The sequence below is a fragment of the Parendozoicomonas haliclonae genome, from assembly GCF_900174585.1.
GTDB classification, from domain to species: domain Bacteria; phylum Pseudomonadota; class Gammaproteobacteria; order Pseudomonadales; family Endozoicomonadaceae; genus Sansalvadorimonas; species Sansalvadorimonas haliclonae.
Genome location: NZ_FWPT01000009.1, coordinates 180,516 through 198,680, shown reverse-complemented (window position 1 = coordinate 198,680; position 18,165 = coordinate 180,516). Strand labels below are relative to the sequence as shown.

The 18,165-nt window shown below is 52.0% G+C and carries 17 protein-coding genes; 6 read left to right on the top strand and 11 right to left on the bottom strand.

Going from position 1 to position 18,165, the window contains the following annotated elements:
- The first annotated feature begins 7 nt into the window (after positions 1-7).
- The 4 genes from EHSB41UT_RS18660 to EHSB41UT_RS18645 are packed head-to-tail and all read left to right on the top strand — an operon-like array spanning position 8 to position 2,919.
- Complete coding sequence (locus EHSB41UT_RS18660) at positions 8-535, top strand: MotA/TolQ/ExbB proton channel family protein (RefSeq protein ID WP_087112373.1); 528 nt, start codon at positions 8-10, stop codon at positions 533-535.
- A 31-nt stretch (positions 536-566) separates the two neighbouring features.
- Positions 567-977: an ExbD/TolR family protein gene (locus tag EHSB41UT_RS18655; protein ID WP_087112372.1), complete on the top strand. Its 411-nt coding sequence runs from the start codon at positions 567-569 to the stop codon at positions 975-977.
- 10 nt (positions 978-987) lie between these two features.
- The gene (locus tag EHSB41UT_RS18650; protein ID WP_087112409.1) at positions 988-1,596 is read left to right on the top strand and encodes an energy transducer TonB; all 609 of its coding nucleotides are present in this window, start codon (positions 988-990) and stop codon (positions 1,594-1,596) included.
- Positions 1,597-1,605: 9 nt separating this feature from the next.
- A complete protein-coding gene (locus EHSB41UT_RS18645) occupies positions 1,606-2,919 on the top strand; it encodes a tetratricopeptide repeat protein (protein ID WP_087112371.1) in 1,314 nt (437 codons plus the stop codon).
- A 153-nt stretch (positions 2,920-3,072) separates the two neighbouring features.
- Here EHSB41UT_RS18645 and EHSB41UT_RS18640 read toward each other — a convergent pair whose 3' ends face one another.
- The 6 genes from EHSB41UT_RS18640 to EHSB41UT_RS18615 form a co-directional block, all read right to left on the bottom strand.
- The gene (locus EHSB41UT_RS18640; protein ID WP_165767324.1) at positions 3,073-4,233 is read right to left on the bottom strand and encodes an aromatic ring-hydroxylating oxygenase subunit alpha; all 1,161 of its coding nucleotides are present in this window, start codon (positions 4,231-4,233) and stop codon (positions 3,073-3,075) included.
- A gap of 38 nt (positions 4,234-4,271) precedes the next feature.
- A complete protein-coding gene (locus EHSB41UT_RS18635) occupies positions 4,272-4,640 on the bottom strand; it encodes a nuclear transport factor 2 family protein (protein WP_087112369.1) in 369 nt (122 codons plus the stop codon).
- A gap of 95 nt (positions 4,641-4,735) precedes the next feature.
- Positions 4,736-5,860 carry an LLM class flavin-dependent oxidoreductase gene (locus EHSB41UT_RS18630; RefSeq protein WP_087112368.1) on the bottom strand — a complete coding sequence of 375 codons (1,125 nt, stop codon included), beginning with the start codon at positions 5,858-5,860 and terminating at the stop codon, positions 4,736-4,738.
- Between the two features lie 214 nt (positions 5,861-6,074).
- On the bottom strand, positions 6,075-6,995 hold the full coding sequence (locus EHSB41UT_RS18625) for a helix-turn-helix transcriptional regulator (RefSeq protein WP_087112367.1): 921 nt from the start codon (positions 6,993-6,995) through the stop codon (positions 6,075-6,077).
- 370 nt (positions 6,996-7,365) lie between these two features.
- Complete coding sequence (locus tag EHSB41UT_RS18620) at positions 7,366-8,172, bottom strand: formylglycine-generating enzyme family protein (RefSeq protein WP_087112366.1); 807 nt, start codon at positions 8,170-8,172, stop codon at positions 7,366-7,368.
- Positions 8,173-8,187: 15 nt separating this feature from the next.
- Positions 8,188-8,988 carry a formylglycine-generating enzyme family protein gene (locus tag EHSB41UT_RS18615; RefSeq protein ID WP_165767323.1) on the bottom strand — a complete coding sequence of 267 codons (801 nt, stop codon included), beginning with the start codon at positions 8,986-8,988 and terminating at the stop codon, positions 8,188-8,190.
- Positions 8,989-9,543: 555 nt separating this feature from the next.
- Here EHSB41UT_RS18615 and EHSB41UT_RS18610 point away from each other — a divergent pair.
- Both EHSB41UT_RS18610 and EHSB41UT_RS18605 read left to right on the top strand, forming a co-directional pair.
- The gene (locus tag EHSB41UT_RS18610) at positions 9,544-10,530 is read left to right on the top strand and encodes a Gfo/Idh/MocA family protein (protein ID WP_087112364.1); all 987 of its coding nucleotides are present in this window, start codon (positions 9,544-9,546) and stop codon (positions 10,528-10,530) included.
- 128 nt (positions 10,531-10,658) lie between these two features.
- Positions 10,659-11,858 (top strand): alpha/beta hydrolase, encoded by a 1,200-nt coding sequence (locus EHSB41UT_RS18605; RefSeq protein ID WP_087112363.1) that lies wholly within the window; start codon positions 10,659-10,661, stop codon positions 11,856-11,858.
- 92 nt (positions 11,859-11,950) lie between these two features.
- Here EHSB41UT_RS18605 and ptsP read toward each other — a convergent pair whose 3' ends face one another.
- From ptsP to EHSB41UT_RS18580, 5 genes are all read right to left on the bottom strand, one after another.
- Positions 11,951-14,584: a phosphoenolpyruvate--protein phosphotransferase gene (ptsP, locus tag EHSB41UT_RS18600; protein WP_087112362.1), complete on the bottom strand. Its 2,634-nt coding sequence runs from the start codon at positions 14,582-14,584 to the stop codon at positions 11,951-11,953.
- A 32-nt stretch (positions 14,585-14,616) separates the two neighbouring features.
- Positions 14,617-15,363, bottom strand: a complete 747-nt coding sequence (gene chbG / locus EHSB41UT_RS18595) for a chitin disaccharide deacetylase (RefSeq protein WP_087112361.1) — start codon at positions 15,361-15,363, stop codon at positions 14,617-14,619.
- 77 nt (positions 15,364-15,440) lie between these two features.
- Positions 15,441-16,751, bottom strand: coding sequence for a 6-phospho-beta-glucosidase (locus EHSB41UT_RS18590; RefSeq protein WP_087112360.1), 1,311 nt, complete (start codon positions 16,749-16,751; stop codon positions 15,441-15,443).
- A gap of 28 nt (positions 16,752-16,779) precedes the next feature.
- Positions 16,780-17,775 (bottom strand): LacI family DNA-binding transcriptional regulator, encoded by a 996-nt coding sequence (locus EHSB41UT_RS18585; RefSeq protein ID WP_087112359.1) that lies wholly within the window; start codon positions 17,773-17,775, stop codon positions 16,780-16,782.
- A gap of 65 nt (positions 17,776-17,840) precedes the next feature.
- Positions 17,841-18,152: a PTS lactose/cellobiose transporter subunit IIA gene (locus EHSB41UT_RS18580; RefSeq protein WP_087112358.1), complete on the bottom strand. Its 312-nt coding sequence runs from the start codon at positions 18,150-18,152 to the stop codon at positions 17,841-17,843.
- Positions 18,153-18,165: the final 13 nt, after the last annotated feature.

The following is an 18,165-nucleotide window of genomic DNA, read 5'->3' as shown; positions in this document are numbered from 1 at the left end:
GGCAGCGATGATTGCACTTGGCGATATAACCAGTGATATACAACGGTTTCTGGATGCCGGCGGGCCAGTGATGGGCGGTATTGTCCTGCTGACCTTCGCTCTCTGGACCCTGCTCTATGAGCGCTTCTTTTATTTCAACCGCGCCATGAAGAGCGATGTACAGCAGGCACTCACTACCTGGGAAGCCCGCCCGGAACGGAAATCCTGGGAAGCGCACCAGATCCGTTACCTGCTGATCTCCCGTACCCGGGAAAAGATCAACCGCGGGCTGCCGATGATCAAAACCCTGATTGCATTGTGCCCGTTGCTGGGCCTGCTGGGGACGGTGACCGGCATGATTGAAGTGTTCAATGTGATGGCAGTCACCGGAGGCGGCGATGCCAAGGCCATGGCGGAAGGCGTCTCCAAAGCCACCATCCCCACCATGGCCGGTATGGTTGTAGCGCTTTCGGGCATGTTCGGCATGACCTTTATCAACCGTACCGCCGCCCGTGAAAGCCTGTTACTGGAAGACCACCTGACGTCGGATCACTGATCCGGCGCACAAGAATAATAAGAGACAACTCATGCGTATCTATGACCTCGTCAAAACCAGTACGGAGGAGAACAGCTCAGAGATAGACCTCACCCCCATGCTGGATGTGGTGTTTATCATGCTGATCTTCTTTATTGTCACCGCCTCGTTTATCAAAGAGGCTGGCATTGAGGTAAACCGCCCGGAGGCCTCCACCCAGGAACAGGTGGAGAATGTGAATATCCTCATCGCCATTAACCCCAACAATGAGATCTGGATCGACCAGCGTCGTGTGGACAAACGCTCGGTGCGCTCACTGGTAGAACGGATGCATGCCGAAAACCCCAAGGGTGCTGTGGTGATCCAGGCCGATAAGGCCTCCAATACCGAAACCGTCACCTCGGTGATTGATTCGGCCCGGGCGGCAGGTGTCGTGGATGTCTCACTGGCCACAGCCGACTGACGGGGCCGCCATGAAAAATCTTCGTATACTTCCCAGCCTGGCTCTGGCGGTTTTGGTGACCGGTGCTCTGCTCTATCTGATGCACACCCTGATTGATACCGGCACACCGATTTTGGATGACCGTCCTTCCCGCAAACTCGCGGATATCTATATGCCCGAGCGGAAAATAGAGAACCGCACCAAGGAGCAGCGGGCAGAGAAGCCGGACTCCCCCGAGGAGCCGCCACCGGACTTTGAGCCACCTGCACAGACTGACTTTACCCCAACTCAGGAAGCCGGCAATCTGGCGCCACCACTGGCCTTTGATCTGGATATTTCTCTGGGCACCGCCATCAGCGCTGCCGATGGTGAATACCTGCCGGTAGTCAAGGTAAATCCGGTGTATCCGCGTAGGGCCAACAGTCGCGGCATCGAAGGCTACTGCATTGTCGAATACACGGTGACCAGCAATGGTTCCACCCGCAATCCCACCGCAGTGGACTGTGCGCCCAAAGGCGTATTTGAAAGTGCGTCGATCAAAGCGGCAGCCCGCTTTAAATACAAGCCTCGCGTCGTAGATGGCACCCCGATTGAAGTACCGGGTGTCCGCAACCGTTTCACCTTCCGGCTGGAAAACTAGGAGCCTGCCATGCCCCCAGAATCGGCCTTTCGCAAAAAGACCTACCGGCTCAGAGCGGCGATACTCAGCCTTGCTGTTCCTGCTCTGCTAACGACAGTGATTCCTTACCCGGTACAAGCGCAAGCACCTGCCGCAAAAACGGAAGTACGACAGACACCAGCTATTCGCAACAAGGTTTATGAACATTTAAGTGCTGCGCAGCTGGCTGCCGAAAACAGTCAGTACGCCGAAGCACTGGCCACGCTTGATGCGCTGCTGGCCCGTAGCGGCAAGAAAGCGTTGAACAGCTATGAGCGAGCAAACACTTACAACCTTTATGCTTTTGTCCATTATGCTCAGGATCAGCCGGAAAAAGCCCTGACCGCTTATCAGAACGTGGTACAGCAAGCCAATATTCCACTTGCTCTGGAAGCCAGTACTCGCTACACCATTGCCCAGTTATTAATGTCGATGGATCGTTGGCAACAGGGCATTGATGAACTCAATCGCTGGTTTCAACTGACAGATACTGCCAGCGCCAGCGCCCATGTTTTACGAGGCCAGGCTTACTACCAGGTTCAGAATTACCCGAATGCCCGACAGGACCTGGAAACTGCTATTCGCCTGTATAAACAGAAAGGTAAACAGCCGAAGGAGCACTGGTTGAGCCTACTGCGTTATCTCTATCAGGAGCAGGGTCTGATTCCGGAAACGATTGCCACTCTCGAAGAGCTGCTGACCCTCTATCCGAAAAAGGATTATTGGCTGCAACTGTCTTATATCTATGGCGAAACCGGTAATGAGAAGAAACAACTGGCGGCACTGGAATCGGTGTATGTTCAGGGCCTTTTGGAGCGGGAGAGTGAACTGGTTAACCTGGCCTACCTGTATCTGAATGCCGATACCCCGGCCAAATCCGCGACTCTTCTGGAATCTGCGCTGCAGAGTCAACGAGTTCAACCCACCAGCCGTAACCTTGAGCTACTGGCTTCCGCCTGGCAGCAGGCTCGGGAAATCGATAAGGCTCTGCCTTATATGATCCAGGCTGCTGAGAAGTCCGAAACAGGAGAGCTGTGGGTGCGAGTTGGCAACCTCTATCTCGACAAGGAACAGTTCAAGGATGCGATTGCTGCACTGAACAAAGGCTTGAACCGTGGTCGGGTCAAGCGATCGGACAACGCCAACCTGGCCTTGGGGATCGCTTACTTCCAAACCCAAGCTTTTGATAAGGCCAGAAAGGCCTTTCTGCAGGCTCACAAGGATAAACGCTCCCAAAAAGCCGCCAGCCAGTGGCTGGCCTTTATGGATAAAGAGATGGCACGCTTGCAGGCTTTAACGCTTTAAACTCCTCGGACTGACCTCTCAAACCACACAGGCTGTAAGCCCTTGCTTACAGCCTGTTCTTTTTCTACCTGATTAATTTCAGACAAAAAAATGCCCTCATAATGAGGGCAAACGCACTTAGGACCGGCGATAAAATCAGGACTGCAAAATCATTTACGAAGCTGAGGCAAACAACTTCTTTTCACCCTCTTCGTCTTTAAAAGTTTCATCAGGCTGGTGATTAAACAGGCGCATGGCCAGATACTGGTGAAAATCCACCACAATCCGTTCCAGTTCCACCAGCTGGCCGCCTGGTGCGGCACGGGCGGTCATACCTTTATAGGCACGCTCACAGATAAACTTGTCTTCCTCAAAGAAGTCATCCACAAACTTCTTCACCACGCCTTTCGGTGCTTCAATATCCACACCCACACCGCCGCCACGGGTATAGGTACGGCCAGGGCCAGCCGGCAGAACCGTGATATAACCGAACAGACCATCAGAGGAGATCACGCCCACAAACGACGGTGGCAGTGAGAATAGAATGTAGTTTTCGTTCATCTTTGGCTTGCCACCGGTGAACCACTTCATCCACTTTGGCGTGATATCGTGAACCTGACCCCCGGTAATACTCCACAAGGCATTTCCCTGTAGATAAAACGCGCCTTTGGTCGGCGTCACCTGTTCGAGTGTTGGCTTATGCACCTTGAACAGGTGGTAGCTCTCCATGGCGTTTTCCATGGCCAGCTTCCAGTTACTGTCCCAATATTCAGGCGGTGCCTCATAACCGCTGTTAAACGGCTGTGGCTGGTTATGTTTGATATAGGCTTCCAGCTCCGCATAACGCTCTTTCAGTGGCTCAGCGGTGCCATCAATATTGACGAAGACCAGCCCATGCCACACTTCCAGGGCAAAGCGGGGCAAACAGTGTTTCTCCTTGTCTACTTTGACATTGCCGGAGAACGGCAAACCACGGAGCTTGCCTTCTTCGGTGTAATTCCAGGCATGGTAAGGGCAAACAAGATTATTGGTACCACTGCTGAAGCCTTCATCAGCCAGCAAGGTGCCACGATGACGACAGGAGTTGGACATAGCCCTTAACTCACCATCCTTGCCCCGGATAATAACAACGGGTTCTCCGGCCAGAATAAAAGCGAATTTGTCGCCTGGTTCCGGAATCTCAAACTCATTACAGGCAAACACCCAGTCCTTATGAAAAATCTTCTGGCATTCCTGCTCATAGACCTCTTCACTGGTGTAGGCCCAGTAAGGCAGGGATAAGGCTTCACCGGCACTGGCAGAGGCCAGGGCTTTCAGTTCTTCCATATTATTCATCACGGATTCCCTCATTGTTATTTTGGTTCAGGGCATATTTAGCTGGAGATAACCCGATAGACCTTGGCAACAATCTTCCACGCTCCCGCCTCTTTGGCGAGGGTCAGGTAGTCTTCAAAAAAACGCGGCTGTACGGCACTGTTAACCTTCACCATGGCCGTCTCAGATCCGGCCAAATCAATACTGACGACACTGCCAAACAATGGCTGCCCAGCTTCCTTGGGTGGCACCCGTTCGGAGACCACCTCCAGATACTGGGCCATGGTCATTGTGTTAATATCCCGGCCATCGCCGCACATCAGCATGCAGGCCGGGTGGTAAAGTCTGCGGATAGTTTCCAGATCTCCCTCATGCAGGGAGCGAAAGTAATCAGTTGTCAGTTGTTCAATGGACGCCAGTTCAGACATTGTGGACTTCCGAATCTCATCATTAATTGTCAATGATGACAAAAACAAAAGTCCAGCAACAATTCCCAACCGGACGCGAACAGGTTCCGACTGACTTATTTCAGCGCTTTGATCACTTCGCCAAAGGCATCCAGCATGGCCAGCTCTTCTTCCTGCGGGAAGTAGCCAACATGGTGCCAGCAGACAAATTCATCCACGCCATAGCTCTCTTTCAGTGTGCCCACCTGATCGATCACCTGTTGGATAGAACCTTCCCAGAGTCGGCCCATCGGCACCTTGTAGGGAGGTACGTTGTAGGCGGTGTTGAACAGGTTCTCGAAGGTTTCCTTATGCTTTTTGGCTTCCTTCTCATTACGGCCGATTACCAAATGTCCGCCCAGCGCCAGCACATCATTGCGAGCGACCTGACGACCAACGCTCTCGGCTTCTTTCACATACTCATCAATGGTGATGTCGATAAAATCGTTCTTACCGACAAACGACACCATCTTGCCTCCTTCCCGGGCCCAGAAACGACAGGTGTCCATTGACCAGCTGAACGGTGCATAAATCGGTGGATGAGGGTCCTGATAAGGCTTCGGCACAATACCAACCCGCTGAATAATATGGTTCTCGTCGATATCTCCTTCCCGCGCCCACATTTTGGTTGGTGGGAAGTGCCACTCGATCGGATCTTTTGGCGGGATGTTCCAGAACTCCCCCTGGAAGTTGATGGTGTCTTCAGTCCACAGCTTTTTGATGATCCGGAAGTTCTCTTCAAACAGACGACGGTTACGCATATCCACTTCCGACTTGTCGGACTGGGAGGTGGAGATATTGAGATGCTGGGCCAGGGTATTCAGCCAGCGTGGGGTATTTCCACGGACAAAACCTACATACAGACGCCCCTTGGTCATATGGTCAAGCATGGCCAGATCTTCTGCCAGGGTCACCGGATTGTGAGCCGGCAGACACATACCCACCTGCCCCACCTTCAGATGCTTGGTGTGATTGGCAACATGCATATTCCACAGAATCGGATTGGTGGTGGTTTCTATACCTTCCACCTGCAGGTGGTGCTCGGTCATGCAAAAGCCGTAGTAGCCATTGTCATCAGCAAACTGCATCTGGGTGGTCAGATTATCCAGCAGATCCTGATACCGCTGACGGTCGGAGCCCGGATTGATAACGTCCTCACCAATACCGCGCATATAGGGCTGAACGAGTATATGAGTCTTCATGATCACTCCCTTGTATTTATTTTAGTGAACGCTCGCTCGGTAGATTATCTAAGCAGACAATAAAGATCAAACATGTGTTGAATTAAATATGCTCAGAAGGCGATATGGCTCAGACAGTTGTTCGGGGCTTTGACGACGAGCCCGCCGCACATAAAGGTTTTCGTGGCTATGAACGTTTGGTGAATGATTGGGAATTTACAGAAAACGTCTCTTCCTATTTATCTCTCAGCTTCAGACTTATAGTCATTTCCATGCTATGACTAAGCAAAGTCTTCGGATCATGGATTATCTCAACCGCACAACCATCGTCGTCTGGCTCCAGATCGTTCCTGATCATATAGTCAAACATGGCATCCCAAGTCGCCAGATAGCTGACATCGTTGTTGATGGTAACCCTACAGCTTAAATAATCTCCCGCCGGGATTATTCGCCCACGTGTTCCTGGGGGTACTTCGTGACCCGCCAGTAGCCACTCTTGCATAATCGGGTTGTCGCCAATGGCTTCAGCAGGTGTGCAGAGATAAAGCGGACGGCTGGCTTTCAGCAAATGTGTATACCAATGGTTGATAATGGAGTAAATATCAGCCTTTATCCTTTCGGCATAAACATATCGATCATCGTGACTTACGATGTGAAAACCGGCATTTATCGCAAGGTTGCGCTCGAGACACTTTCCTGACGAAATTTCAGGGTGCCCAACGCGAGCCAGTAATTTTTCAAGGCTTTGGTAATCCTGGTCTCTCTGTAATTTACGTATTGCCTTGGCTGTTATCTGCAAATTCCGCTGTAGGGCTTTGGCCAGTGCCTGTGAGGATGAAAAGCCACATTCTAAAGCCACCTCATTAACATGGGTATCCGGACTGTCCAGTAGTAAGGTAATTGCCCACTGCAGGCGCAGCCGGGTTGTGTACTGCCCAGGAGTTTCATTGAAAGCAACCTTAAATATTCTGTGGAAATGGGAGGGAGATATTGCACAGCGTCTGGCGACCTCATCCCATGAGGGTGGTGGGGATTGGTCCAGAGTTTCGGCTATGTAATGAATGGCTTTCTCAAACCGGCGCTGCCACAAGGGGGATAGTGCGGCGATCAAATGTTGTTCTGGTATCAGATTTATCGATGTCTGGGCATCGTTCATGTCTTAGTTTCCGGTAAAGCAGGATGGTGACTTCAGCTCCGGTTTTTGTCGATGACTGACAGCTCGATGCAGCTCTGGAGCAGTTCTCAAGGGGGGTAAGTGATAAATTCGCTACACCAAAACCGCCGCATCCGTAAGATACAGTGTCTTCTTGGGTGTTTCACGTAGTAATCATCAGATATCGAATGGGTGACGTATAACGGTTGTGGATAGAACAGTCGTATTCTGAGGTCATACTGATTCTGTGCTGAAAAGCTCGTTGGGCTTTTTGGAATTGATATCGCTGGTGAGAGGTGTCTGTTACAGAGCCGATACTGACCACTGGCCAATACCGGCTTTCTCCTGTGAGCAACGTTATTTTGTTTACTGTTCAGTTCGTATCATTGGCGCAGCGGGCTCCAACGACATACCCCTGTCCATCCGGGGCGTAATCAAAACGGACAGTCATGGCAATCTCATCAGGATAGCGTGCAGTCCAGCCACTGCCACGTAAGACCTTCTTCTCTCCATAGTCTGGTCCTTTGGGGTTTTTGTAGGGGCTGTTACCAAAGTAGGATTCCGAATACCAGTCACTGGTCCACTGAAAGAGGTTACCGGCCATATCCATCACGCCATACGTGGAGGCGCCTTCGGGCTTACTGCCGACGGGTTGGGTTGTGCCACTGCCGCAGCCTGGTAATTTATCAAAACCCTTATCATTCATGACAACGCGCTCACAGCTGGGAGCTGGAGTGTTGCCCCAGGGATAGAGCGTGCTTTTTGGGCCCCGGGCAGCTTTCGCCCACTCAGCTTCGGTAGGTAGTCGTTTGCCCTCAAAATGACAGACGTCTTCGGCCTGCTTGTATGTAATGCAGTTGGCAGGATGATTCCCGGCAAATTCTTCACCATAATTACAAGCCGCTCCCTCGAAAGGTTTGGTGCACTTCCCGGCATCAATGCAGGCCTGAAAACGATCGAAGGTCACCATGTACTTATCAATTTTATAGGTTTTAAGATAAACCTTATGAGGTGTCGTTCCGGGTACACAGTACACACCGTCGGAGGGTTTGCAGCCCATTTCAAACTCGCCAGCTGGAATGGTTACCATCTCTTTATATTGAGGCTCAGCAAACAACGGTCCAGAGAAAATAACGGTAAGGGCCAGCGCAGCCAATCGTACGCTTTGTTGTAACTTCATTGTTAACTCCTGTTGTTATTGTGCGCAGCGGAAGCCGATCGCAGGGCTGGGGTTGGTTGGATAGTAGGGAAAGAGCCCGGTGGAACGGACTTCATAGCCCCTGCGACTCAAGAAATCACCACCGCGGGTAATTTTCAGGGTTCCTCTGGAGGGCCCTTTCGGGTCTTTGGCAGGACTATTGGCGTAGTAATTTTCGTCATACCAGTCGGACGTCCACTCCCAAACGTTTCCCGCCATATCCATCACCCCGTAAGGTGAAGCGCCTTTGGGTTTGGAGCCAACATTCATACTGTCACCGGTACCACACCCAAGAAATCCCGCACCCGGGCGATCGATAACCGCACGGGTGCAATCTGGCTCATCGTTGCCCCATGGATAGATGCGTTTATCGGTACCACGTGCAGCAAGTTCCCACTCTGCCGATGTTGGCAGGCGTTTGCCTTTGAAGGTTTCACAATACGTTTTTGCGTCATACCAGCTCACGCCATTAATTGGAAAGAGATCGGCTTCTTCATTGCCAAAATGCATAAGCCCACCCATGGTAGGATACTCACAGATACCAGCTGCGACACAGTCGCCATAGTCTTTGGTGGTGACTTCATACTTATCAATTTTGAAGGCACTCACTGATACTTCATGCTGCTTTTCTTCAGGTACCAGTTTGCAGATTGGATCAATCTCAGGATCGCACCCCATCTGAAACTTAGTAGCTGGTATGCTGATCATCTCATCGTAATTGATGGCATTGACGTGTGCAGATAGCGACACAAACAGCAACGATACGATTGGGACAAATGTCCTGCAGTGAATATTCATACACTTTTCCTTCTTACACATTTCGGTACAAGCCCCGTGAAACTCCAAAAGGGTATGCTGATTAGCTTTCACAGGCACGGGATCCGGCTTTGGGCGAGTAGATATATTAATTGCGTCCGAAATCAGAAGAGTGTCCGATTCTGCTATTTAAAGGCTGGAACTCTAAACCTAAGGAAGACATGAATAAGGCAGCATAACCTGTTGTCCGCTGTCGTTTTTAGGCTATTTGTCATACCTGTTCTGGCATCTACACCGATATGGGCCTCCCTGCGTATCGGTAACGGTATGGGTACAGCCATCTGTGTGAAGGCGGTTTCTTGATCCGGTACTGCTTAAATCTGAGCACCGGCATGGATACCGGTTCTCTTTTCCAGCCCTCTTTGCGTCACATCTCTTCGCCTCGCTCTTCGAGACACTGGCTCTCCTATCATTAGAGATTACTTTCCATAGCCCCAAATTTTCATGGCCTTATTATCAATAAAATCAATAATATATTTCTTTCAGAGTGATTCGATCAGAGAGCCGTTACGGCGTATCGTGCCAGCAGGAGAGAGCATGAGTGAGAAGTTACAATGGGCCATTCTAGGCACCAGTTTTATCTCTGGGGTGATGGCGGAAGCCATCATTGCCGAAGGTCGTGGTCAGATTTACGGTGTAGCCGCACGCAACACCGAAACCCTGAATGCCTTTGCTGATCAATATGGTATTGCGGTTCGCACAACCGATTTTGAAGCCCTGATCCATGATGACAAAGTCGATGTCGTTTACATCGGACTGCCTACCCATCTTCATCATCAATACACAGAACTGGCGGCACAAGCCGGTAAAGCGATTGTCTGCGAGAAATCGCTGTCAGTGGATATGGAAAAGACCGATGCGGCACTGGCTGCAGCCGCCCATCACAAGGTGTTCTTTGCTGAAGGTTTGATGTATCTCCACCACCCTTTCACCGCCAAAATTGCTGAACTGATTCAACAAGGTGCCATTGGGGGTATTCGCGCTATCTCCGGTCATTACTGTGCAGACATTGCTCAGTTTGCCAACCCGCAGAGCGGCGGTACCCTGTTTAATCTCGGATGCTACCCAACCTCTCTAGCCCACCTGCTGTTACAACAACAGTTCGGTTCACAGGTCTTTGATAATATTCAGATCACTGCGCTGGGTCGGAGAGATGCACACGGTAACCTTGATGAAACCGCCATGACCGCAAGGCTGAACAATGGTGTGATGCTGCAACTGCATACGGCGGAAGATTACGGGCTGGATCACGGCTTTACCATTCTGGGTACCACCGGCATCCTGCGCTGCATTTCTAACCCATGGCTGCCGGGTGCGGATAATATCCTGCACCTGACGCCTTATGAGCAGCCAACCGAGGAAATCAGAGTAACCGCCGATGGTGATGCCTTCCTGTATCAGGTTCGCAATGTCACTGATGCTATCAGAGCGGGGCAACTGGAGCTGGAACGTCCGGCAGCCCGACACCAGGACTCCCGCCAGATTATGAGCCTGCTGACCCAGTGGCAGGCCGCTGCAGGATAAATACTTCCAACAACCTCACAGAACGCTGTGGGGTTGTTTATCCCTTATTGATTATCGCCGCCTTTTCCAACAAGCTTCCATCATTCAAAGCCGCTGCAGCGGCCACAAAGCAAGACATTTAACAGAGAATGAAAAAACCAGCGCTTCTATTGGCCGCTCTGGCAATTCTTGCCGGCTGTCAGGGTAATGTCACCCATCATCCGATGTTTGAACCATCGCATTATCAGGTGAGCAGCTCCTACACGACCTTTGACGAGTATTTGCAGGAAACAGAAAAGCAGATTCGCGCCACCCGTTTCTTCCAGAGCAAAGACATTGATGTCGAAGTCCGGGCCAATATGCCCTTTGAGCTGAAGCCACAGGTCGAACTTCCGACCACCCGTGGCATCCTGCTGGTACACGGACTGGCGGACTCTCCCTTCTCATTTGTTGATGTAGGTAAACGACTCTCGGAGCAGGGTTATCTGGTCAGAACCATTCTGCTGGAAGGACACGGAACCCGCCCAGGAGATATGATCACCGCCGATCATAGCAACTGGGAAAAGCTGGTCGCCCGACACGTAGAGATGCTGAAAGGTGAAGTAGACGAGGTTTATCTGGGTGGATTTTCAACCGGCGGCAACCTGACTTATCTGCATGCCATTGATGACCCGGCTATCAAAGGGTTGATGCTGTTCTCTCCAGGCTTTCAGTCGGATGAGCCCAACGCAAAATATGCACCTCTGGCCGCCTTCTTTGTGGACTGGCTTTATGATGTGAAACCGGAGCAGGAGTTCGTCTACACCCGTTATATGAACACCGCCGCCAAGGGCTTTGGCGAGTATTACAAGACCAGTGCCGCATCCATGAAAAGGTTGACCAACGAGACCTTTGACCGCCCGACCTTTATGGTTCTGACCGAACACGACAGTGTTCTTGAAGTTGAGCTGATTCGGGACCTGTTCCGCTCGCAGTTCACCCATCCGAATAACCGGCTGGTGTGGTTTGGTTCGCAAGAGTCAGGCCTGTCCGGAGCAACACGGACCATCCATAGCCGGGTACCGGAATTGCGTATCAACTCCATGTCGCATATGGGAATGCTGTTTTCGCCGGATAATCCCTACTACGGCATCAATGGGCCGGGCCGTATTTGCCGGAATGGTCAGCAGGCGGAAGGGGCTTTTGAGTATTGCTTCAATGGGGGTGAAGTCTGGTATGGCGCCTATGGTACTGAGGAACCTAATCAGGTTGTCGCACGTTTAACCTTTAACCCTGAGTTTGAGCTGATGATGGAAGACCTGAATACAGTATTTCCTACAGCTCAGAATCCTCAAACAAACACACCTTAATAAACCAGACATTGTCGCTTGATTTTTGAAGCACAAACCCCGCAGCCGATTGGACTGCGGGGTATAAATGAAGATCGATAGTGTTGACAGAATTAAGCGAGTCGAACCAGCTTCCGCACCGCTTCGGCTGAACTTTGTTCTAATGCAGCTTCTGCCAGCTGACTACATTCATACCGGTTCAGACCACGTACCCGGGCTTTAACCTCTGGAATAATCGGCACGCTGGCAGACAGTTCGTGAATCCCCAGGCCCACCAACACCGGTACGGCTTCCAGATCACTGGCCAGACCACCACAAACACCGACCCACTTCCCTTCCCGTTCCGCAGCTTTCACCGTCATATCAATCAAACGCAGAACTGCTGGATGCAGACCATCCACCATGGCTGTTAATTTTGGATGGCCACGATCAACGGCCAGCGTGTACTGGGTCAGATCGTTGGTGCCAATGGAGAAGAAGTCCACCTCTTTGGCCAGCAGATCGGCCATCAGTGCAGCAGATGGCACTTCAATCATGATGCCCAGCTCCACCTTCTCAATACCCAGCCGCGCCTGCTCTTCATGGACCAGTTTCTTAACCACCTGAATTTCATTCAGGGAGCTGATCATCGGGAACATGATACGGACATGGCCTGCCCCTGCAGCCCGAAGAATGGCTCGTACCTGCTTACGCAAGATGGCAGGACGGTTAATGCCAATCCGCACGCCTCGTTCACCAAGGAAAGGGTTCTCTTCCTGAGGAAGCGGAAGGTAAGCCAGTGGTTTATCGCCACCCACATCCATGGTGCGCACTATCACCGGACGCTCATGACCCATAATATTGAGGATCTGCTCGTAAACACGAGCCTGCTCGGCAACGGAAGGCTCTTCTGTACGCTCCATATACAGGAACTCGGAACGCAGCAGGCCAACCCCTTCGGCTCCCATTTCGACAGCTTTTACGGCATCATCGGCTGAACCGATATTGGCGACGACTTCTACACGGTGACCGTCGTTGGTAATCGCAGGCTGGTGTGCCAATGCCAGCGCAGCTTCACGATGCTCAGCAGCAAACTTGCGTTTGTTTTCACTGCGAGCCAGGTCCTCTTCCGAAGGGTTCAGGCGAATCTGAGCCTTTACTGCATCCAGGATTGCCGGCGTTCCCGAAGCATGTCGGCAGATATCTTCCGACACACTGACCAGATAAGGAATCCCCATGGAACCGCACAAGATAGCAGCATGGGAAGTTGCTCCCCCTTTGAGGGTGCAAATACCGGCTACACGACTGCGATCCAGCATAATCACTTCGGAAGGTGTCAGGTCATCCATGACCAGAATGGCATTCTCGGGCAGACAGGCCGCTTCTTCCTCAATATTCAGCAGCAGTCGTAAAACCCGCAGACCAATATCTTCTACATCGGCCGCACGAGCAGCTAACAATGGATTATCGAGGGTTTTCAGTGCAGTCGCTTCCGCCTGATAGCCGGCATGCCAAGCAAAGGCAGCACTCTTGCCCTGGTCAATCAACTGTTCCGCCTGTTCGCGGATGGAAGGGTCTTCAAGCAACTGCTGATGCGCTGCAAACACCTCGGCATGGGATGCCATACCATCGGCGGCCACAGAGGCAACCAGCGATTCTAGTGCTGCATTAGCAGCCTGAATAGCAATATCCAGGGCCTGGAATTCATCGTGGGCAGAGGCTGCCAGCTCAGGAAACTCAGGCAGCTCTCGGCGCTGATAAACCAGTTGACCAATCGCCAGCCCTGGAGCAGCTCTTACCCCGCTCAGAGTGTTGTCATCCAGACTTACCAGCCCCAACAGTGGCGGTTCATTATCATCGATATCACAGTCTTCCGTGCTGACAACATCAGCCGCAACCGTTGCTACCACGGTTTCAACCGGTATCTCAACCAGTTTTTCACCGAGCCCATTTTCAAAACCCTGCACGATCGCTGCCAGAGCAACATCCGCATCCGGTCCATTAACAATGACCTGGACAGGCACACCAAGACCCAGCTCAAGACTCAACAGCCCTGTCAGACTGTTGGCCTTGCCTTCTTTACCTGTGGTCAGGTTTTTCAAGATCACATCCGACCGGAAGCCGCGAATAATCTTGATCAGATTGGAAATCGGACGAGCATGCAGACCGTGAGGGTTACGAACCACCAGCTCCGCCGATGCATCCCCGGAGGCGCTAGCAGATATTGCAGGATTCTCACTGTCACCTTGCTTTGTGGTGACACCAAGTGTGATAACCGGGGTTTCACCGGCCACCAGCTCTACACCTGCATTGATAGCCGAAAAAGCCTCACCAGAGGTAATCAGCATCACACTCTGAAGCGAAGTCGCTTTTGCTGCCACCACTTCACGATCAACACGAACCAGAGGCTGGCCCTGCTGTACCCGTTCGCCCTGCTTGGCCAGTGCCTCAAAGCCGTTACCGCGCAGTACACCGGTATCCAGGCCGATATGAATCAGCACTTCAACACCGGTGTCGGTTTTCAGGGTCAGCGCATGGTGAGTACCCGGAAGCACGGTAATGGTTGCGTCACAGGGAGCCACTACCAGATCACCGACAGGATCAATGGCCACCCCATCACCGGCCATTTTGAATGCAAAAACCGGATCCGGGCAGTCGCCAAGATCAACCAAAACGCCAGTCATAGGCGCAACAAGTGACAATGTACGGGTCTCACAGCCGGCATCAACGGCAGATGACACGTCCTGTTTATTGATTCCAATATCCATAGAAACTCTGATCAAAGATAAACGACTGTGAGTTAAGTCCGGGGAAAAGAAATGTGGGAGTAGTCCGCCAGGGACACGCCCAGTCTGGTCAGCTCGTCTGGCAGATCGCTGTCGGTCAGAATGGCCAACTCGCGGGTGCGGGGCAGACTGTAGTTACTGATCTGACTCAGCGGCTCATCCACAAGTGCCGGGTGACACATCACCTCCAGCACATCAGTTTCCTCTCTGGCGGCTTTTACGATATCCAGCAAAGACTCAACCTTGAGATCATCCCCGTAGAACTTGTCGGTGAAAGAGAGGCGTGTGTTCTGGTAAACCACAGGCTGAAGACAGGGACGAACAGGGAGCCGATACTCGTAAGACAGCTGTTCAACAACCGGAGCGACCAGTGGGTGGGTGTGGCAGTGATGGTGCCCATCTATATGGGTCAGCTGAAAACCAAGGGCAATAAGAGAGTCAATCTGAGCCCGCAGTTCTCGCTCTATCTCTGCGGAAACCATAGCGGTATTCGCCCAGAAGGCAGCCTGCTTTTGCAGGTGATAATCGTCGCCCAACAGTGATGATACATTGCTGGCCATCGGTGCGCCGGCGGTCAGCCGGAGATGGATGCCGGTTCTCAAAGCAGGCGTCTGACGAGCCAGTTCGGCTGCATGCTCCGTTGCCGGCATGCCGGCCATAACCGTCGCAGAACGTACGACACCCTGATGACAGGCCTCAATAATGCCGAGGTTCACACCACGGGTCAGACCAAAGTCATCAGCATTAATAATCAGTTTCATAAGCTTATTTCCAGGAAACAGCCCAGAGCTGAAGTGGGGATAAACCCCACTCACAACTCTACGATTTGACCGAAAATTTAACCGCGTTTGAACTGCGGCAGGTAGGCAGCATTTTGCTCGATAATGTCGTCAAGCAGCTGTTTGGCCACGGCCATATCCGGCACCATAGGATTCAGGGCAAGTGCAGCAATAGCCTTGGTGTAATCCCCTTCAACCGCCGCTTCCACTGCCAGACTTTCATAGGCTTTCACCGACTGCAGCAGACTGGCCAGCTGTGGCGGCATGGTGCCAAACGACACTGCATGAGCACCATTGGCATCAATCACAGCGTTGATCTCTACGACTGCATCGTCTGGCAGGTTACGGATGGCACCATTATTACGGGTATTCACCACCTGAACCGATTTACGATCATTCCAGATCGCATCAATCAGTTGCAGGGATACCTCGGAGTAATAAGCACCGCCACGTTTCTCCAGCTGTTTTGGCTTTTCATTCAGCTCAGGGCTTGCGTAGAGCTTGAACAGCTCTTCTTCGGTTTTCATCACCTGCTCGGCGCGGGTACCACCGGACTCCGCCGCTTCCAGTTCTTCTTCCAGCATTGCCTGCTGCATATAGAAGTAGCGATGGTACGGACACGGAATGACGCCAATCGCTTTCAGCAGCTCAGGGTCCCATGGCTCTTCGGCAATATTGTTCATGTTGAGGCTGGCACCATTGCCCAGCATATCCAGCACCTGACCGGTCTTGTCTTCCTGCCCCACAGTCACTCGGTGCACCCAGACCATATGATTCAGACCGGCAAACTCCAGATAAGCCTCTTCCGGCTTCACACCCAGCATACGGGCGATGGAGTAATGCATATTGATCGGCACATTACACAGGCCCATCACTTTCACATTGGTGTATTTGGAAACAGCTTCGGTGACCATACCGGCCGGATTGGTGAAGTTGATCAGCAAAGCGTTAGGGGCCAGCTCTTCAATATCACGACAGATTTCCAGAATCACCGGGATGGTACGCATGGCTTTGGCAAAACCGCCGGCTCCGGTTGTTTCCTGGCCCAGAGCCCGGTACTTGAGCGGGATACGCTCATCACGGGCCCGGGCAGCCAATCCGCCCACACGGAACTGAGTCAGTACAAAGTCAGCTCCGCGAATAGCCTCACGGCGGTCAACCGTGGCGTTCACTTTAATGTCCAGACCGGCTTTGGCAATCATGCGCTCGGTCAGCCCGGCGATGATATCCAGCTTATGTCGTCCATCCTCAATATCTACCAGGCAGATCTCACTGACAGGAAGTTCATGGTGGCGACGAATCAGGCCTTCCATTAATTCCGGGGTGTAGCTGCTCCCGCCGCCAATAATTGCCAGCTTGATAGTTTTCATTATTAATCCTTGGAAAGGTTATTTCCGGTCAGATTTCCCTGACAGAATCCCGCAACCTGAGTTCCGGAATAAATCGTTGTGGCTGAACATCTTGCTCGCCATGCATCAACGCGGTCAGCACTCTTGCTGATTCAGCCGCCATCTCCTTAATCGGGAAATGCACGGTGCTGACCTGAGGCGTTAGCATGGTACAGAGGCTGACACTGTCGAAACTGATAATCGAAATATCACCGGGCAGATTGATGCCGCGCTCTCTGAATAAATCAAAAGCGCCGACAGTCATTTCCTCACTGCAGGAATAAACAGCGGTGATATCCGGCTGGCGTTCGAGGATGTCTTTCATGGCTCGATAACCACCGAGACGGTCGTAATCCGCTTCTGCGACCAGGCTCTCATCAACACTGATCCCGTAACTCTCCAGCGCCTGAACATAACCATCAAATCGCAGAGCCGCAGTCATCCTGCTGCGGGGACCGGCGATACAGGCGATCTTCCGGTGTCCTTTCTCAAGCAGATGCTCAACGGCCATTTTTCCGGCCAGAGTATGGTCATAGACGATAGAGCGGTCTTCCAGATCCTTAACCGAGCGGTCCAGTACCACAAACGGTGTGGAACCCTTGCTCAGATCAACCAGATCTTCATCAAACATATTACGGGTATGCAGTATGAGACCATCGCAGCACATATCGGTCAGTCGCTGGATTGCTTCCTGTTCAGAAGACCGGGAGCGTTTACCACGGCTGACCAGCAGAAACTTCCCCTGCACTTCCATTTCCTCCTGAACTTCAGCCATCAGTTCCGAGTAGAAGTGCCCGCGATAGGATGTCACCACCAGGCCAACGGTATTGGACGACGAGGTAGCGAGGGATTTGGCCAGAGGGCTGGGACGGTAATTCAGCTTTTCCATAGCCTTGTGCACACGTGCACGTGTCCCTTCACGAATCTGCCCGGTATTGTTCAGTACCCGGGAAACCGTTGCCTTGGACACTCCGGCCAGCTCAGCCACATCCTTAATACTCGCCATTTATGCCTCCAAATCCTTACCTCAACCAGCAGTGCATAAATCGCAGCGGGGTGCGGTGAATAAAATTATTGATTATCGAGTTTCTGATAGAGTCTGATCATTTCCTCGATCAGATCCTGCGCCAGCATGGAATCCATCAGATGATCCTGAGCATGTACCATTACCAGGGAGAGAGGAACAGGCTGACCTTCGCCATCCATGGTGATCAGTTTGGTCTGGACTTTATGCGCCAGTTTACCTGCCGCGCGGGAGTCTGCAAGCAGCTGCTCTGCCGCAGCAAAGTCACCGGTACGGGCTTTGGCAAGAGCTTCAAAAGCCAGGCTTTTGGCTTCACCGGCACGGACAATCAGGTCCATTACAATATTTTCAAAATTCATCGTCGTCTTTCCT

Excerpts from the sequence above, each read along its gene's own strand:
- EHSB41UT_RS18660 (WP_087112373.1), top strand. The coding sequence starts at position 8 with ATGATTGCACTTGGCGATATAACCAGTGATATACAACGGTTTCTGGAT.
- EHSB41UT_RS18655 (WP_087112372.1), top strand. The coding sequence starts at position 567 with ATGCGTATCTATGACCTCGTCAAAACCAGTACGGAGGAGAACAGCTCA.
- EHSB41UT_RS18650 (WP_087112409.1), top strand. The coding sequence starts at position 988 with ATGAAAAATCTTCGTATACTTCCCAGCCTGGCTCTGGCGGTTTTGGTG.
- EHSB41UT_RS18645 (WP_087112371.1), top strand. The coding sequence starts at position 1,606 with ATGCCCCCAGAATCGGCCTTTCGCAAAAAGACCTACCGGCTCAGAGCG.
- EHSB41UT_RS18640 (WP_165767324.1), bottom strand. The coding sequence starts at position 4,233 with ATGAATAATATGGAAGAACTGAAAGCCCTGGCCTCTGCCAGTGCCGGT.
- EHSB41UT_RS18635 (WP_087112369.1), bottom strand. The coding sequence starts at position 4,640 with ATGTCTGAACTGGCGTCCATTGAACAACTGACAACTGATTACTTTCGC.
- EHSB41UT_RS18630 (WP_087112368.1), bottom strand. The coding sequence starts at position 5,860 with ATGAAGACTCATATACTCGTTCAGCCCTATATGCGCGGTATTGGTGAG.
- EHSB41UT_RS18625 (WP_087112367.1), bottom strand. The coding sequence starts at position 6,995 with ATGAACGATGCCCAGACATCGATAAATCTGATACCAGAACAACATTTG.
- EHSB41UT_RS18620 (WP_087112366.1), bottom strand. The coding sequence starts at position 8,172 with ATGAAGTTACAACAAAGCGTACGATTGGCTGCGCTGGCCCTTACCGTT.
- EHSB41UT_RS18615 (WP_165767323.1), bottom strand. The coding sequence starts at position 8,988 with ATGAATATTCACTGCAGGACATTTGTCCCAATCGTATCGTTGCTGTTT.
- EHSB41UT_RS18610 (WP_087112364.1), top strand. The coding sequence starts at position 9,544 with ATGAGTGAGAAGTTACAATGGGCCATTCTAGGCACCAGTTTTATCTCT.
- EHSB41UT_RS18605 (WP_087112363.1), top strand. The coding sequence starts at position 10,659 with ATGAAAAAACCAGCGCTTCTATTGGCCGCTCTGGCAATTCTTGCCGGC.
- ptsP (WP_087112362.1), bottom strand. The coding sequence starts at position 14,584 with ATGGATATTGGAATCAATAAACAGGACGTGTCATCTGCCGTTGATGCC.
- chbG (WP_087112361.1), bottom strand. The coding sequence starts at position 15,363 with ATGAAACTGATTATTAATGCTGATGACTTTGGTCTGACCCGTGGTGTG.
- EHSB41UT_RS18590 (WP_087112360.1), bottom strand. The coding sequence starts at position 16,751 with ATGAAAACTATCAAGCTGGCAATTATTGGCGGCGGGAGCAGCTACACC.
- EHSB41UT_RS18585 (WP_087112359.1), bottom strand. The coding sequence starts at position 17,775 with ATGGCGAGTATTAAGGATGTGGCTGAGCTGGCCGGAGTGTCCAAGGCA.
- EHSB41UT_RS18580 (WP_087112358.1), bottom strand. The coding sequence starts at position 18,152 with ATGAATTTTGAAAATATTGTAATGGACCTGATTGTCCGTGCCGGTGAA.